Source organism: Arthrobacter sp. LjRoot14, assembly GCF_964253905.1.
GTDB lineage: Bacteria > Actinomycetota > Actinomycetes > Actinomycetales > Micrococcaceae > Arthrobacter.
Window position 1 is genome coordinate 4092454 of sequence record NZ_CAXURL020000001.1, and the last position, 14719, is coordinate 4107172.

A 14719-nucleotide genomic window follows, 5' to 3' on the forward strand; every position below is an offset into this window, starting at 1 on the left:
ACATTCCACGCAAGCGAAGGAAACACCATGAGCAATTTCACCAACCGGGTGGCAGTTGTCACCGGCGGCGCGCAGGGCATCGGCGCCGCCACTGCGATGAAGCTGGCCACCGGTGGCGCCACCGTCATCGTCCTGGACCTCAACGAGGACGGCGCCAAGGACACTGCGCAGCGGATCTCGGAGCACCCGCAGGTGCTCGCGACCGGCGGTAGAGCCGTCGCTGCCGGCTGCGACGTCACGGATGAGTCGACCGTGGACCGGGTCTTCGGTGAAATTCACCGCGAGTTCGGAAGGCTGGACATCCTGGTCAACAACGCGGGCATTACCCGCGACAACCTGTTCTTCAAGATGGACCGGCCGGACTGGGACTCGGTCCTGACCACCAACCTCACGAGCGCCTACCTGTGCTCCCGTGCCGCCCAGCGGTACATGGTCCCCGCTAAGTACGGGAAGATCGTCTCGCTGAGCAGCCGCAGCGCGCTGGGCAACCGGGGCCAGGCCAACTATGCCGCCGCGAAGGCCGGCATCCAGGGCCTCACGGCGACACTCGCCATCGAACTCGGCCCCTTCAACATCACAGTTAACGCCGTGGCCCCCGGCTATATCGCCACCTCGATGACCGCGGCAACGGCCGAACGCGTGGGTAGCAGCCCGGCTGAACACCAGGAGGCGGTGGCAGCCCGCACCCCGCTGGGCCGGGTGGGCCAGCCGGAGGAAGTGGCCGCCGCCGTGGCCTTCTTCGCCGGCGACGATTCCTCTTACGTCTCCGGCCAGACGCTCTACATCAACGGCGGGGCCCGCTGATGCCCGAGGCATTCCTGGTCGGCGGCGTCCGCACCCCGGTGGGCCGTCACGGGGGCGTTCTCGCCACGGTCCGGCCCGACGACCTGGCCGCACTCGTTCTGCAGGCCGCAGTGGCCCGCGCCGGCGTCGATCCTGCCAGCCTTGACGAGGTCATGCTGGGCTGCGTGAACCAGGCCGGAGAGGACAACCGGAACATTGCCCGAATGGCGGTGCTGCTGGCCGGGCTGCCCGACGCCGTCCCCGCCGTCACGGTCAACCGGCTGTGCGCCTCGGGTCTGACGGCCATCAGCATGGCGGCCCAGTCAGTGCGCAACGGCGACGCCGACCTCGTGGTTGCCGGCGGTGTCGAGTCCATGACCCGCGCCCCGTGGGTGCTGGCTAAGCCGGAGAGGCCCTTCGCTAAACCGGGGGAGCTGGCGGACACCTCAATCGGTGCGCGGTTCGTGAACCCGCGGATGGACACCAATGCCCGGCAATCGATGCCCGAAACCGCTGAAGAAGTGGCCAGCCGCGAAGGGATCTCCCGCGCCGACGCGGACAGCTTCGCGCTGCGCTCGCACGAACGGGCCGTGGCTGCGATCGACGCCGGCCGCTTCAGTGAAGAAATCGTCCCCGTCCCGGTCACCGGCCGGCGCGGGGAAGTAACGCTCGTGGACACCGACGAGGGGCCCCGGCGCGGGTCTACCGCCGACGCGCTGGCCGGCCTCCGGCCGATCGTTAAGCCCGGCGGGATCGTAACCGCGGGCAACTCCAGTTCACTCAACGACGGTGCCTCCGCAGTCGTGGTCGCCAGCGGCGAGGCCGTGGCACGCTATGGCCTGACGCCGCGGGCGCGCATTGTCACAAGCCAGGCCGCCGGGGTCGCCCCCGAAGTGATGGGCATCGGCCCGGTCCCGGCCACCCGGAAGGCGCTGGCCAAGGCAGGCTGGAGCCTGGACGACGTAGGCGCGGTCGAACTCAACGAGGCCTTTGCAGCGCAGTCACTGGCCTGCATGCGGCTGCTCGGGATGGATGCCGGCACGGTCAACAACGACGGCGGCGCGATCGCCCTCGGACATCCGCTGGGCTCCTCCGGATCCCGTATCGTCGTTACGCTGCTGGGCCGGATGGAGCGCGAAAACGCCACCCGAGGCCTGGCCACAATGTGTGTCGGCCTGGGCCAAGGCGTGGCCATGCTGCTGGAAAGGGTTTAGATGAGACTGTTCGAGGACGCCGCCGAGCTGGCTAACATGACAGGGCAGGAAATCGGGGTGAGCGGCTGGCACACCTTGGACCAATCCCAGATCCAGGCCTTTGCCGATGCCACCCTGGACCAGCAGTGGATCCATACCGATCCGGGGCGGGCCGCTGCCGGACCGTTCGGCGCCACGGTGGCCCATGGGTATCTCAGCCTGTCAATGCTGCCGTATCTGGCCAGCCAGGTCTACCAGGTCCAAGGGGCGGCGATGATCATCAACTATGGCCTGAACCGGGTCAGGTTTCCGGCGCCGGCCAGGGTGAACTCGCGAATCAGGGACAGGTTGACATTGGCCTCGGTGACCGAAACGGCACACGGCCGGCAGTTGCAGTTCCAGCACGTCGTCGAGTTGGAAGGTTCCGAAAAACCGGCCTGCATCGCGGAGACTGTCTCCCTGCTCCGGAGCTGAACCGACTCCGATATCACCTTGCACCACCATCCGAACAACGACGTTACGGCCGAGCCTGCGTGCAGGCTCTTCACGAGGAGAAACTCCGTGGTCACTGAAAACCCAAACCTGAAATACGCCGAGGCGAGCACTAAGGGCACTGCCCTGCATCCGGAAGTGTCACCGGCCGAACTGCGCCGCACCTCGATCTCATCCTTCCTGGGCTCTGCCTTGGAGTACATGGATTTCACGCTCTACACGCTGGCAGCAGCGCTGGTCTTCGGACCGCTCTTCTTCCCCAACACAGACCCGGCCATGGCACTGATGGCCAGCTTTGCCGCCTTCGGTTCCGGGTTCCTTGTCAGGCCTCTGGGCGGGATCTACTTCGGCTACCTCGGGGACAAGTACGGGCGGAAAACTGTTCTGGTCATTACCGTCGGGATGATGGGGATCGCCACCCTGGGGATGGGTCTGCTCCCCACTTTCGCCCAGATTGGCATTGTCGCCCCCATCCTCCTCGTGCTGCTGCGGCTCATCCAGGGCTTCGGTGCGGGCGCCGAATTGTCCGGGGCCTCGCTGCTGCTGGTTGAATCCGCCCCCATCGGCAAACGCGGTTTCTACGGCGCTGTGGTGGCGTTGGGGACAGCGACCGGTGTGCTTCTGGCCAGCGGCCTGTGGCTGCTGCTATCGCAGATGCCGAAGGAGGAATTCCTTGCCTGGGGGTGGCGCATTCCCTTCCTGCTGAGCGTGGGCACCACCCTGGTGGCGCTGTACCTGCGGCGCAGCATCAGCGAATCGCCGGTCTTCGAGGCGGTCAAGGCCCGGCGCGAGGCGGCGCGCGCCGAGAGCAGGCAGCAAAGCGTATGGCGTGACGCGGCGGATGCCAAGAAGTCATTCCTTGTCTCACTGGGCATCAAGCTCGGTGAGAACGGCTCGGTTTACCTCGTCAAAGGCTTCCTTATCGGCTGGACGGTGTCGGTGGTGAAAATGGACGCAAACCTGGTCACGACCGGCGTGACGCTCGGCTCGATCCTGGGCGTCGCCACAGTTCTGCTGACCGGGAAGCTCACGGACCGGTTCGGCCGGCGCAAGGTCTGGCTCTGGCTCTCCGGCTTCCAGTTCGCCTTCACCATTCCCGCGATGCTGATGATTGAAACCCGGAACCCCGTGCTGGTGGCCCTCGTCTTCGTCATCTTCGTCGGCGGTCCGCTGCCTAACATGTACGGCGTGGAGTCCACTTGGTTGGTGGAGATGTTCGGGTCGAAGCGCCGCTTCTCCTTCATGACGACAGTGAAGGAGATCGGCGCCGTTCTTTCCGGCGGCCTGGGGCCCATCATGGCCGCCGCCATCGTTGCTGCTACTGGACCGGGCTGGGTCCCGGTCGCCGGCATCCTGATGAGCTACGCCGCGATCGGCTGGGTGGCCGGATTCTTCGCTCCGGAAACCCGCGACCGGGATCTCAATTCGGAGGCCGACGCCTTCTGAACCCATTCGCCGGTCGGGGTCCTGCGCGGACAGCACAGTGACGGCAGTCCTGAGCCGAAGGTAAAGATGCCAAATTCCATATTTTGTTGAAAATTCAATCTTCTGGATTCATTCCACCATGAACGTGATGACGACGGCGGGACCTCCCGCCGTCGTCCGTTTGCGCTGACCTATGAACGGGACAGCAGGGATTCCAGCGATCCGCGGGCACCGACGCGGTGGAGGTCGTTCAACGCCTGGGTGTACGCCGCCACGAAGACCGGGTTGTCCACCAGATCGCCGAAGACTCCGCGGTTGGAGATGAAGGCGAGCGGTTCCTCGCGCTGCCGTGCGGCGGCTGCCATCAACGGCCCTTTCAGCCGGTCCACAACGTTGATGGGATTTCCCTGTTCGTCGGTGCCTTCGTCATACCGGGCCCAGCTGGCAACGATCGCCGCGGACCGGCGGATCTCCCCACCATTTTCGAGGTTGATGCGGATCACCGGGACCAGCCACTTGGGGATCCGGTCCGAGCTTTCCGCGCACAGCCTGGCCAGGGTGTCCCGCACGTGCTCGTTGGAGAACCGCTCGATCAGTGTCCGTTTGTAGGCATCGAGGTCGATGCCGGGGACAGGGTGGAGCGTGGGCGTGGCTTCCTCGTCCATGTAGTCCAGCAGGAACTGCGCGAACAAACCGTCCTGGGCCACCTCGTGGGCGTAGCGGTAGCCGGCGAGGTAGCCGAAGTAGCACATGCCCTGGTGGCTGGCGTTGAGCAGGCGCAGCTTCATCAGTTCGTAGGGTTCGACGTCTTCGACGAGCTGGACGCCAGCGTCCTCGAAGGGCGGCCGCCCGAGGCTGAAGTGGTCCTCAAGGACCCACTGTTCGAACGGTTCGCACACCACCGGCCACGCGTCCTCGACGCCGAATTCCTCGGCGATTGCCTCACGGTCGGCGTCGGTGGTTACGGGGGTGATGCGGTCCACCATGCTGTTGGGAAAGGGGACGTTCTCCTCCACCCAGGCGCCCAGCTCAGGGTCCTTGAGCTTTGCGAAGTCCGTGAACATGGTGCGGGCAACGTCGCCGTTGCCCTGGATGTTGTCGCAGGACATTACCGTGAACGGCGCGAGCCCGCGTGCCCGACGCCGGGCCAGCGCTTCGGTGACGAGTCCGAAGGTGGTCCTGGGTGCGGCACCGGGTTGGAGGTCGTGGACCACGTCGGGGTTGCCGGCGTCGAAGTCGCCCGTGACGTGGTGGAAGTTGTAGCCGCCCTCGGTGACTGTCAGCGAAACAATCCGGACGGCGTCGGAGGCCATCTTCTCGATCACGGCTTCGGGATCGTCGGGCGCGAAGAGGTACTCGATGATCGAACCGATGACCCGCCCTTCCCGGGTTCCGTCCGGGTTCTTCACCACCAGGGTGTACAGGCAGCCCTGGCTGTCCATCACCTGTTTCATCCGGGCATCGCCGGGCAGGACCCCGACGCCGCAGATGGCCCAGTCATGCGCCTTGCCGGCGTTCATCAGCCGGTCCAGGTACATGGCCTGATGGGCGCGGTGGAATCCGCCCACGCCGAAGTGGACAATCCCGGCGGTCAGGCCGGAGCGGTCGTAGGAAGGTACCGCCACGGAAGCGGACAATCCGGAAAGTACGCCGGGTTCGAGTGCAGGCATTGTCTAACCTTCCGATGCAGTGAGGGAGCCGGTCAAGGAACCCAGTTCAGCTGACGTGGGCGGGTTGGCGCCCGGCCGGGAACAAGTGATGGCAGCGGCCCTGTTCGCATATGCGGCCAGGGCGTGCAGCTCACCCGCGGTGATGTCCTGCAGGCGTGAGCGTGCGGGAGCGCCCAGCGCGTCCAGCTGGGCGAGGCCGCAGATCAGGCCGGCCATGAACGAGTCTCCCGCCCCGACGGTGTCCGCCACTGTGACGGGTTCGGCGGCCAATTCCACGCGGCCGCGCCGGGTCATGACCACCGGCCCGTCCGCGCCACGTGTCAGCGCCACGATGGCCGGTCCAAGCTCGAGCCATGCTGCCATCGACTCGTCCGGCGTCCTGTCCGGGTAGAGCCAGGCCAGGTCTTCATCGCTGGCCTTGACCACATCGCTGGCGGCCACGAAGACTTCCGCCTGCGCGCGTGCCGCCGCAGAATCGGGGCTGATCCCGGGGCGGCAATTGGGATCGTAGCTGACGGTCGCGTGGGCCCGGGCCGCCTTCACGAGGGCAAGCGTGGCCTGGTCCCCCGGAGGCAGCACGGCAGCGACCGACCCCGTGTGGACGTGGTGGGACCCCTCGACGGCGGCCAGGGCAGGAAGCGATGCCCCGTTGATGTCCCAGCTGACGTCGAAGGCGTACGTCGCGGCGCCGCCGGAACTGAGCGTGGCGGTTGCCGTTGACGTTGGTGCGCTGCCGCCCCTGATCACCGCGACTCCGTTGGAGTGCAGATGCTCCTCGATCATGAGCCCGTACCGGTCATCTGCGTAGTGGGTCACGAGGTTCGTCGACAGGCCCAGCCGGGCAGCCCCCACCGCTACGTTGAGGGGGCTCCCGCCCGGGTGCTCCTGGGTTGGCCCTGCCTGGGTGGAGCCGGCCTGGGTTGGCCCCACCTGGGTGGAGCCGGCGCGGTGCGGATCGTTGATGATATCGACGAGGGATTCGCCAATGACGGTGATCATGGTCAGCGGCCCGGGTAGACCACGGCTTTGAGCTGCCCGGGCTGCTTGCCGGCCTTGAGCGCTTCCTCGGATTCGGCGAGGGCGAACCTGCCGGTCACCAGGATGTCCAGGTCCACTTTTCCGTCGGCGATCAGCTGGATGGCCAGCGGCCAGGTGTTGGTGTACCGGAACACTCCGGAGAGCCAGATCTCCCGGTTCTGGATGTACGAAACGGGGAGTTCGACGTCGTCCGCCCCGAGCCCCACGAGGATCACCCTCCCGGCAGGCCCCACGGCCTTGATGCCGGAACGGACAGCCTGGGGTGCGCCGGAAGCGTCAATGAAGGCATCGACGTCGAGCCCTTCCGCGCTGTCGGTCCTGGCGTTGAGCGCGTGCGTGGCGCCGTGCTCCAGGGCGAAGGCGAGCCGGTCCTCGGCAATGTCGCTGATGTAGATTTCGGTGGCGCCGAAAGCGCGGGCGGCCTGGGCAGCAATGATGCCGATGGGGCCGGCACCGGCGATCAGCACCCGGCTGCCGGGCTTGATCCCGGCACGTTCGCAGGCCCAGAGCCCCACCGAGAGCGGTTCGATGAGGGCTGCCGCCTCATCGCTGACGCTGTCCGGAATGTCGAAGGCGAAGTCGCTCTGGATGGTCACGTATTCGGCGAAGGCGCCGTCGATCGGCGGGGTGGCGTAGAACTCGATGTCCGGGCACAGGTTGTAGCGGCCGGCCTTGCACTGCTTGCACGTACGGCAGGGACGCTGGGGTTCGACGGCGACCCGCCTGCCGATGCGGGCAGGGTCCACGGCGCTTCCGACGGCGGCGATCCGGCCGGAGAGTTCGTGACCCAGGATCAGCGGGTGGTCCACCACGTAGTCGCCGATCCGGCCGTGCTCGTAGTAGTGGACGTCGCTGCCGCAGACGCCGACGGCGGCAACCTGGACCAGGACCTGGTCGGCGTCGAGCTGCGGGACGGGAAGGGTCTCCAGTGCCATGTCGCCCTGGCGTTTCAGGATGGCGGCGCGCATGGTGGCGGGCAGTTCGGCGGGCACGTGGGTGCTGGACTGGACGGTTGGTGTTGTCATGTGAGTAATCCTCTGGGAATCGAAGGGACGGCCGGCTATTTCACGGCGCCGAGGGAGAGGCCCTGGACGAGTTTGTCCTGGGCGGCAAAGCCGGCGAACAGCACCGGCAGGGAGATCACGACGGCGGCGGCGCAGACCTTGGCGAGGAAGAGGCCCTGGCCGGAGACGAAGCCGGTCAGGAAGACCGGGGCGGTGCCTGCCACCACGCCGGTCAGGACCCGGGCCAGGAGCAGTTCGTTCCAGCTGAAGATAAAGCAGATCAGGGCGGTGGCGGCAATGCCGGGCATCGCGACGGGGGCGATGATCTTGCGGAGGGTCAGGAGGAGGCTGGCACCGTCGATCTGGGCAGCTTCGAGCATCTCGACCGGTACTTCCGCAAGGAATGAGCGCATCATCCAGACCGCGATGGGGAGGTTCATGGAGGTGTACATCAGGATCAGGAACCAGATGTTGTCCAGGGCTCCGACGGTCCTGGCGAAGAGGTAGAGCGGCAGGATCGCGGCCACCACGGGCATCATCTTGGTGGAGAGGAAGAAGAACATCACGTCGGTCCACTTCTTGACCGGCCGGATGGAGAGCGCATAGGCCGCGGGGATGGCCAGGACCAGGACGAGGACCGTGGACAGGATCGAGGCGGTGGCGGAGTTGATCAGCGAAGGCCACGGGCTGACGCCGGACGTTTCCCCGAAGAACTCCCGGTACGCGTCCAGGGTGAGGTTCGCGGCGACGGAGGGCGGATTCGTCGCTGCATCGGCTTCGGAGTGGAAGGAGGTCAGGATCATCCACACGACCGGGGCGGCGAAGAGCAGGGCGAGCAGCCAGGCCGCGAGTCCGGCGGCGGTGTTGTTGCGGGTGGGGTCCATGCGTGACTTGCCGCGCCGGCCTGAAGCGGTGTTTGACGTGGGGCGGACGGGTGCTGCCTTGCGTGATGCGGCCGGAGTGAGGGTGCTCATCGTGCTGCCTCCTTCTTGAAGAGCGAGAAAACGGTGCGGAGCGCAAAGGTCGCCACGATGATGGTGCCGATGACCACCACGACGCCGGCGGCGGACGCCAGGCCGTATTCGTTGGCGAAGTAGAACGTCTGGTAGATCGCGTAGGGCAGGTTGGCCGTGCCCAGTCCGCCTGCGGTGAGGGTGAAGACGGCGTCGAAGTTCTGCACGATGTAGATCGCGCCGAGCAGGCCGCCCAGCTCCAGGTATTGGCGCAGGTGCGGCAGCGTGAGGTGCCGGAAGATGGCCCACGACGTGGCGCCGTCCATCTGTGCGGCTTCCACGGTGTCCATCGGCCGTGACTGCAGGCCGGCCAGCAGGATGAGCATCATGAACGGCGTCCACTGCCAGACCAGCGAGACGATGACGGCCATCATGGGCGCCTGGGACAGGAGATCCAGCTGGGGCGCCGAGGCGCTGCCAAAGAGGGACCAGACCCAGGTCAGGATGCCGTTGATCAACCCGTAGGTGGGGTTGAGGAGGGCGTGCTTCCAGATCAGCGCCGCGGCTACGGGCACCACCAGGAACGGGGCGATCAGCAGGGTCCGTGCCAGCCCGCGGCCGATGAACTTCTTGTCCAGCAGCAGGGCCAGGCCCAGGCCGATCAGCAGGCTCACCAGGACCACCGAGACCGTGAGCAGGATGGTGGTGAAGATCGCCTGGCGCAGGTCCGGATCCGTGAGGACCGTGGCGTAGTTTTCCAACCCGGCGAAGGCTGTCTTGTCCGGGCTCAGGCTGTTCCAGTTCAGGAACGAGATGATCAACGTCACCACGAACGGAAGCTGGGTGACGACGATGAGGAAGATCAGGGCCGGCAGCAGCGGCGCGCGCCGTGCCCAGGCCAGCGCACGCTCACGTGATTTGGCGTCCTTGGATGGGGTGGCTGCGCTGCGTCCCGATCGGGAGATACGCGCCGTTGCGGTAGTCATGAGGTTCTCCTGCTGTTGGGTTGTTGCTACTTGTACTTATTGCCGACTTTTTGTGCAGCTTCCTGGCCCTTGGCCAGCGCGTCAGCCACAGAACCCTGGCCGGCGATGGCGGAGCTGACCCCCTGGGAGACGTTGGTGCCCAGCGCCGCGAACTCGGGAATGCCCACAAACTGGATGCCGACGGCCGGGCGTTCCTGCGCGCCGGGGTTCTTCGGGTCGGCGTTCTCAATGGCGAAGCGTTCGGCCTTGAAGAATGGCGCAGCCTTCTGGAATTCGGCGTTCTCGTAGGTGGAGATGCGCTTGCCGGAGGGAACCTTGGCCCAGCCGAGCTTGGCCGCCACGAGTTCCTCGTATTCCTTGGAGCTGGCCCAGGCGATGAACTTCCCGGCAGCGTCTTGCTTCTTCGAGGCTGCCTGCATGGCCCAGGACCAGGTCCACAACCAGCCGGAGGACTTGGTTTCCTTGACCGGGGCCTGGGCATAGCCGATCTTGCCCTTCACGGGTGACGCGTCTGCTTCAAGGGCCCCGGCGGCGGAGGTGGCGTCGTACCACATGGCCACTTTGCTTTGGCTCATGTTGTTCAGGCACTCGGTGAAGCCGGCCTGGGCGGCGCCCAATTCACCGTGCTCGCGGACCAGCTTGGTGTAGAACTCGACTGCCTCGGTGAATTCCGGGGAGTTGACCTGGGCGTTCCAGTCCTTGTCGAACCAGGTGCCGCCGAAGGTGTTCACCGCAGTGGTCAGCGGCGCGAAGACCTGGCCCCAGCCCGGTTGGCCGCGCAGGCAGATACCCTTCATCCCGGGGGCCGCGCCGTCCACTTTCGCCGCTATGTCCGCGACCTCGTTCCAAGTGGGCTTCTCCGGCATGGTGAGGCCCTTGGCGTCCAGGATGTCTTTCCGGTACATCAGGAAGGACGATTCGCCGTAGAAGGGTTCGCCGTAGAGCTTGCCGTCGGTGCCGGTGAGGGATGCCGTGTAGGCGGGCAGGATGTCGTCCTGTTCAAACCCCGGGTCCGCAGCCACTTTGTCCAGTGGAGCGAGCCAGCCGTTGGCGGAGTAGAACGGAATCTCGTAGTTGGACAGCGAGGCCACATCGTACTGGCCGGCCTGGCTGGAGAACTCCTGGCTGATCTTGGCGCGGACGTCGTTCTCCGGCAGGATCGTGTAGTTGACCTTGACGCCGGTTTCCTTGGTGAAGTTCTCCGCGGTAAGCCGCTGCAGGTCCTCCATCTGGGGGTTGTTCACCATCAGGACATTGATGGTGTTCGGGTCGCCGGCGGAATTGCCTCCGCCAGCACCTGCACAGGCCGAGGCACTCAGGGCCACGCACAAGGCGCCGGCGGCCAGGGTCGCAGTACGCATTTTTGGGCGCATTAAGGACTCCTTTGTTCTTCATGGGGGTGCACAGCCGCCGCACCCCGACTGCTGCGTCGGTGTACCGGACTGGGGCGGGGTTTACGATCGGGGATCCGATGTGCCGCGCTGATGTTCCTCAACTTTAGGCGTGCGGGGCAGGGCACAACTAGCGCCGTGGTTGCCGGTTTCTGATACTTATTTTCCCGCGGGTTCCCGCCTGGTCGCCTCCGGCAGGGGCTAATCTAAGGAAGAGACGCCTGCGAGCTGTCCATTTTTCATAACCGCCCATCCCACGGAGGACCCACCATGAGTGCCGCCGACCCCGCCGAAGGAGCCACAGCCAGGTTGGCCGAGAGGCTGCTGGGGATGCGGGCCAACAGGGAAGTCATTCCGCCCGACCCCAACCACTCGGTCCGGTGGCACCAGCACGACTACCCCAGCCCCGTGGCGCGGTGGAACTACCATCCCGAGTACGAGATCCACTTGATCCGGAAGGGCACCGGAAAGTTCATCGTCGGAGACCACATCGGCACCTTCGAGGCCGGCCACGTCTCCCTCGTCGGCTCCGGGCTGCCCCACGACTGGGTCAGCGACCTTGAGCCCGGTGAAGTGCTGGTGAACCGCGACGCCGTCATCCAGTTCGACGGAAAATGGGTCGAGCAGACCGCCGCCCTGGTGCCGGAGATGGCCGAGGTCAGGCCCCTGCTGGAGCAGTCCGCCCGCGGGATCGAGTTCCTGGGCCGCTCAGCCGGGAAGGCTGCCGAGTCCATCGAGGCAATGGGCGCCTCCACCGGACTGGAACGGCTCCACCACCTCTTTGAACTGTTTGCGGTCCTTGCCCATGCGCCCGCTGAAGAACGCCGGTACCTCGCCGATGAGTGGTTCCGGCCGCAGCTGGACGGCCAGGCCGCGGCAGTGGTGGACATCATCCTGGAGTACGTGTTCACCAACCACGCCGGAAACGTCAAGATGTCCGAGGCCGCAGCCCTGGTGGGAATGCCTGAGCCCACCTTCTCGAAATACTTCAAACGCGCCACCGGCCAGAACTTCAGCGACCTGGTCCGCAAGCTCCGGCTGGCGCACGCACGGCGGCTGCTGGAGCGCAGCGACAAAGCGATTTCCGAGATCTGCTACGAAGTCGGCTTCTCCAACCTGTCCAACTTCAACCGGCATTTCCTCAACGACGCCGGCGAAACTCCCCGGCACTACCGGCAACGGCTACAAAGCTGACCGCCCTCCGCAAGCGCAAGACGGCGGGACTTCCCGCCGTCTTCCGCTTGCGTTTGGTGCCGCAGCGCAAGCCCTTTTATGTTCCCGCCGGAGTGGCTAAGATGTGTTTTCTTCAGACGGTACGCAGACGCCGTCTTCGCCCGCTCCAAGGAGAGACCGGCACATGGCAACCGACTATGACGCGCCCAGGGTGTCCACCGAGGACGAGGCAAACGAAGCGGCCGACGTTCTCAAACCAGAGCGGTCTGCCACGCAAACGTCCCAGATCGACGTGGACGAGTCCGACCTGGCCGACTCCTTCGAGCTCCCGGGAGCTGACCTGTCCCATGAAGAACTCCTGGTGCAGATCATCCCTGTCCAGAAGGACGAGTTCACCTGCATGTCGTGCTTCCTGGTCCACCACCGCAGCCAGCTGGCCCGCGAAAAGGACGGCATGAAGTACTGCAAGGATTGCGAAGGCTAGGCCCCGCCTGCTGCGGGACGGTCGTTGGTCGATCGTGTCCCGCTATACTCGGCTGCAGTCATGAGCAGCCTTCCGTCAGCCCCCGCCACAGTCCGTATTGATGCCTGGCTGTGGGCCATTCGCGCCTACAAGACCCGCTCCGCGGCCACTGCCGCCTGCCGTGCCGGGCACGTCCGGCTCAACGGAAACCCCGCCAAGGCCTCGCAATCGCTGGTTCCGGGCGACACCGTCCGGGTCCGCCAGCCGGGTTACGAACGGATCCTTGAGGTCCGGCGGCTGATCGCCAAGCGCGTCGGCGCCGAGGCGGCCGCCCACTGCTTCACCGACCACACCCCGCCCAGGCCGGTGGCGCCCGCACTCGGTCTTCCGCAACGCGACCGCGGAACCGGGCGGCCCACCAAAAAGGACCGCCGCGAAATGGAACGCCTGCGCGGCCCGGCCTAAGACTGGGAAGCAGCCTGCCGGCTACCTCATCAAGAAGGAGGCCAGAGGGTTGAGCCTGAAGAGGAAGGCAGCCATGGCATCCCGGTTCACCGGCTGTAACGGCCGAAAAGTACCGTCGCTCCATCCCGTGGAGACCCCTCTGGCCGCTAAATAGGATATTTCGCGGTAGAACTGGTCATCGGGCTGTACATCCGCAAAGGGGCTGGCCTCGGGGCTAATGAAGCGCACATCGTCCACCACCCGGTACATGAATGCGGCCATGGCGTCACGGTTCACCGGTTCGAGCGGACGGTAGGTACCGTCAGGCCACCCTTCGGAGATCTTCGTGTCTGCGAGCCAGGTGATCTCCTTATAGAACTTGTCTGTGGGGCGGACGTCCGTGAAGGGTGAGGTCACGGGCGGGACGAAGTCCGGTGATCCGTGGAACCGGTACAGAAAGGCAGCCATGGCGTCACGGCGGACAGGTTCCAGCGGGCGGAAGGTCTGGTCGTCATATCCCGTGGTGATGCCGGCGGCCGCCAGCCAACTGATTTCGCGGTGATACAACGACCCGGCAGGAACATCAGCAAAGCTGGGGTTTCGTTCTCCGGCCACGTTCAGCGCCGTGATCCGGTTGGAAAAGCCCGTATGCACGGCATACATTGTCCGGCCGTCCGGGCTAAGGGCGACGTCACTGGGGCTGGCAAGGTGGGAGGGCAGAAACCAGTGCGAACAGATCAGGGCGTTGGTGGTCAGGTCTACGACGCCGATGTGCCGCAGGTTTGGCATGGGGATGTAAACGCGGTTTCCCGACCGGCTCAGGGCCAGGGTTTCGCCAACCACGGGGAAGCTTGACTCGACGGTGCGGGACACCATGTCGACGACCACGGTCCGTTGATTGTAGTGGTCCATCGCGTACAGGGTGCTGCCGTCCTCGGTTATAGCCATTTTCCCGGCCGGGCCGCCCAAGGGAATGTCGTCCACGATGGAGCCCGAGGCCAGGTCCACAATGTAGATCGTGTGCATTCGGGCACCTGCGACGTAGGCATAGGTGCCGGTGGGGTCAAGCTCGAGGTCACTAAATGTGCCGTAGTCAGAGTCGTATTCCCACCGATCGATGACCGTTTCCGTGAGGGTGTCCAGCACGGTAATGGCATTGTTGTAATCCGCAACATACGCCCGGGTTCCGTCATGGTTGAATTTGATCGCCCCCGGCGATTGAGGCACCGGAATCGAGGTCGTCATGGTGTTTGTGGTCGTGTCAAAGACCTGAACCGTCATCGCATTGGTGGGCAAGTAGCCCTTCGTTCCGGACGGATTGAGCGTGACTTTGCCGGCATAGGGATAGTGGCCGGGTACTGGCATGGCCGCCATTTCGGTCAGTGTCTCAGTGTCGTAGACCGAGATAATTCCGCCGCCGTCGCTTCCCGTACGAACGCGTGAGACGTAGAGGCGGGACCCGTCCTTGTTGATCGTGACCGCCCCTGGGTCCCCCTCCGTCACCGGTGTTTCAAGGATCGGCGGCGCCGTCGGCAGGCCGCAACCGGTAATCGTGTTCCCGGTTGGCGCCGGGGTAATCGACGGCAGTGTCCCTGCTGCGTCAGAGGGGAGAGCCACTGCCGTCAGGCAAACTAGTGCCGCCGCCACGCCGGCAATCGTGCCCCGAACACTACGTCGTATCATTTCCGTCCCCCAAGGAAAGGC

The 14719-nt window shown here is 65.4% G+C and carries 14 protein-coding genes; 7 read left to right on the forward strand and 7 right to left on the reverse strand.

Going from position 1 to position 14719, the window contains the following annotated elements; genetic code table 11:
• Nucleotides 1-27 precede the first annotated feature (27 nt).
• The 4 genes from fabG to ACSQ12_RS18605 all read left to right on the forward strand — a co-directional run bounded on the left by fabG (nt 28) and on the right by ACSQ12_RS18605 (nt 3914).
• Complete coding sequence (fabG, locus tag ACSQ12_RS18590) at nt 28-804, forward strand: 3-oxoacyl-ACP reductase FabG (protein ID WP_436066419.1); 777 nt, start codon at nt 28-30, stop codon at nt 802-804.
• Complete coding sequence (locus ACSQ12_RS18595; RefSeq protein ID WP_436066420.1) at nt 804-1997, forward strand: thiolase family protein; 1194 nt, start codon at nt 804-806, stop codon at nt 1995-1997. The genes fabG and ACSQ12_RS18595 overlap by 1 nt, the downstream gene beginning before the upstream one ends.
• Nucleotides 1998-2450 carry a MaoC family dehydratase gene (locus tag ACSQ12_RS18600; protein WP_209742347.1) on the forward strand — a complete coding sequence of 151 codons (453 nt, stop codon included), beginning with the start codon at nt 1998-2000 and terminating at the stop codon, nt 2448-2450. It abuts the gene before it with no gap.
• An 87-nt stretch (nt 2451-2537) separates the two neighbouring features.
• The gene (locus tag ACSQ12_RS18605; RefSeq protein ID WP_436066421.1) at nt 2538-3914 is read left to right on the forward strand and encodes an MFS transporter; all 1377 of its coding nucleotides are present in this window, start codon (nt 2538-2540) and stop codon (nt 3912-3914) included.
• A gap of 170 nt (nt 3915-4084) precedes the next feature.
• On the opposite strand, the gene ACSQ12_RS18610 is transcribed toward ACSQ12_RS18605, so the two are convergent.
• From ACSQ12_RS18610 to ACSQ12_RS18635, 6 genes are read right to left on the reverse strand one after another with little or no spacing between them, the layout of a single operon-like run.
• A complete protein-coding gene (locus tag ACSQ12_RS18610) occupies nt 4085-5563 on the reverse strand; it encodes a mannitol dehydrogenase family protein (protein ID WP_436066422.1) in 1479 nt (492 codons plus the stop codon).
• Between the two features lie 3 nt (nt 5564-5566).
• Nucleotides 5567-6562, reverse strand: coding sequence for a carbohydrate kinase family protein (locus ACSQ12_RS18615; protein ID WP_436066423.1), 996 nt, complete (start codon nt 6560-6562; stop codon nt 5567-5569).
• 2 nt (nt 6563-6564) lie between these two features.
• The gene (locus tag ACSQ12_RS18620; RefSeq protein ID WP_436066424.1) at nt 6565-7626 is read right to left on the reverse strand and encodes an NAD(P)-dependent alcohol dehydrogenase; all 1062 of its coding nucleotides are present in this window, start codon (nt 7624-7626) and stop codon (nt 6565-6567) included.
• A gap of 35 nt (nt 7627-7661) precedes the next feature.
• A complete protein-coding gene (locus tag ACSQ12_RS18625; protein ID WP_436066425.1) occupies nt 7662-8579 on the reverse strand; it encodes a carbohydrate ABC transporter permease in 918 nt (305 codons plus the stop codon).
• Nucleotides 8576-9544 carry a carbohydrate ABC transporter permease gene (locus ACSQ12_RS18630; protein ID WP_436066426.1) on the reverse strand — a complete coding sequence of 323 codons (969 nt, stop codon included), beginning with the start codon at nt 9542-9544 and terminating at the stop codon, nt 8576-8578. Before ACSQ12_RS18630 ends, ACSQ12_RS18625 begins: the two co-directional genes overlap by 4 nt.
• A gap of 26 nt (nt 9545-9570) precedes the next feature.
• The gene (locus ACSQ12_RS18635; protein WP_436066427.1) at nt 9571-10917 is read right to left on the reverse strand and encodes an ABC transporter substrate-binding protein; all 1347 of its coding nucleotides are present in this window, start codon (nt 10915-10917) and stop codon (nt 9571-9573) included.
• A 288-nt stretch (nt 10918-11205) separates the two neighbouring features.
• On the opposite strand from ACSQ12_RS18635, the gene ACSQ12_RS18640 reads away from it, so the two are divergent.
• The 3 genes from ACSQ12_RS18640 (at nt 11206) to ACSQ12_RS18650 (ending at nt 13036) form a co-directional block, all read left to right on the forward strand.
• Nucleotides 11206-12129 carry an AraC family transcriptional regulator gene (locus ACSQ12_RS18640; protein ID WP_436066428.1) on the forward strand — a complete coding sequence of 308 codons (924 nt, stop codon included), beginning with the start codon at nt 11206-11208 and terminating at the stop codon, nt 12127-12129.
• A 163-nt stretch (nt 12130-12292) separates the two neighbouring features.
• Nucleotides 12293-12592 (forward strand): DUF4193 domain-containing protein, encoded by a 300-nt coding sequence (locus ACSQ12_RS18645; RefSeq protein WP_209742338.1) that lies wholly within the window; start codon nt 12293-12295, stop codon nt 12590-12592.
• Nucleotides 12593-12652: 60 nt separating this feature from the next.
• Nucleotides 12653-13036, forward strand: a complete 384-nt coding sequence (locus ACSQ12_RS18650; protein WP_011693407.1) for an RNA-binding S4 domain-containing protein — start codon at nt 12653-12655, stop codon at nt 13034-13036.
• 21 nt (nt 13037-13057) lie between these two features.
• Here the strand turns inward: ACSQ12_RS18650 and ACSQ12_RS18655 are convergent, their stop codons facing one another.
• The gene (locus ACSQ12_RS18655; protein ID WP_436066429.1) at nt 13058-14632 is read right to left on the reverse strand and encodes an S-layer homology domain-containing protein; all 1575 of its coding nucleotides are present in this window, start codon (nt 14630-14632) and stop codon (nt 13058-13060) included.
• Nucleotides 14633-14719: the final 87 nt, after the last annotated feature.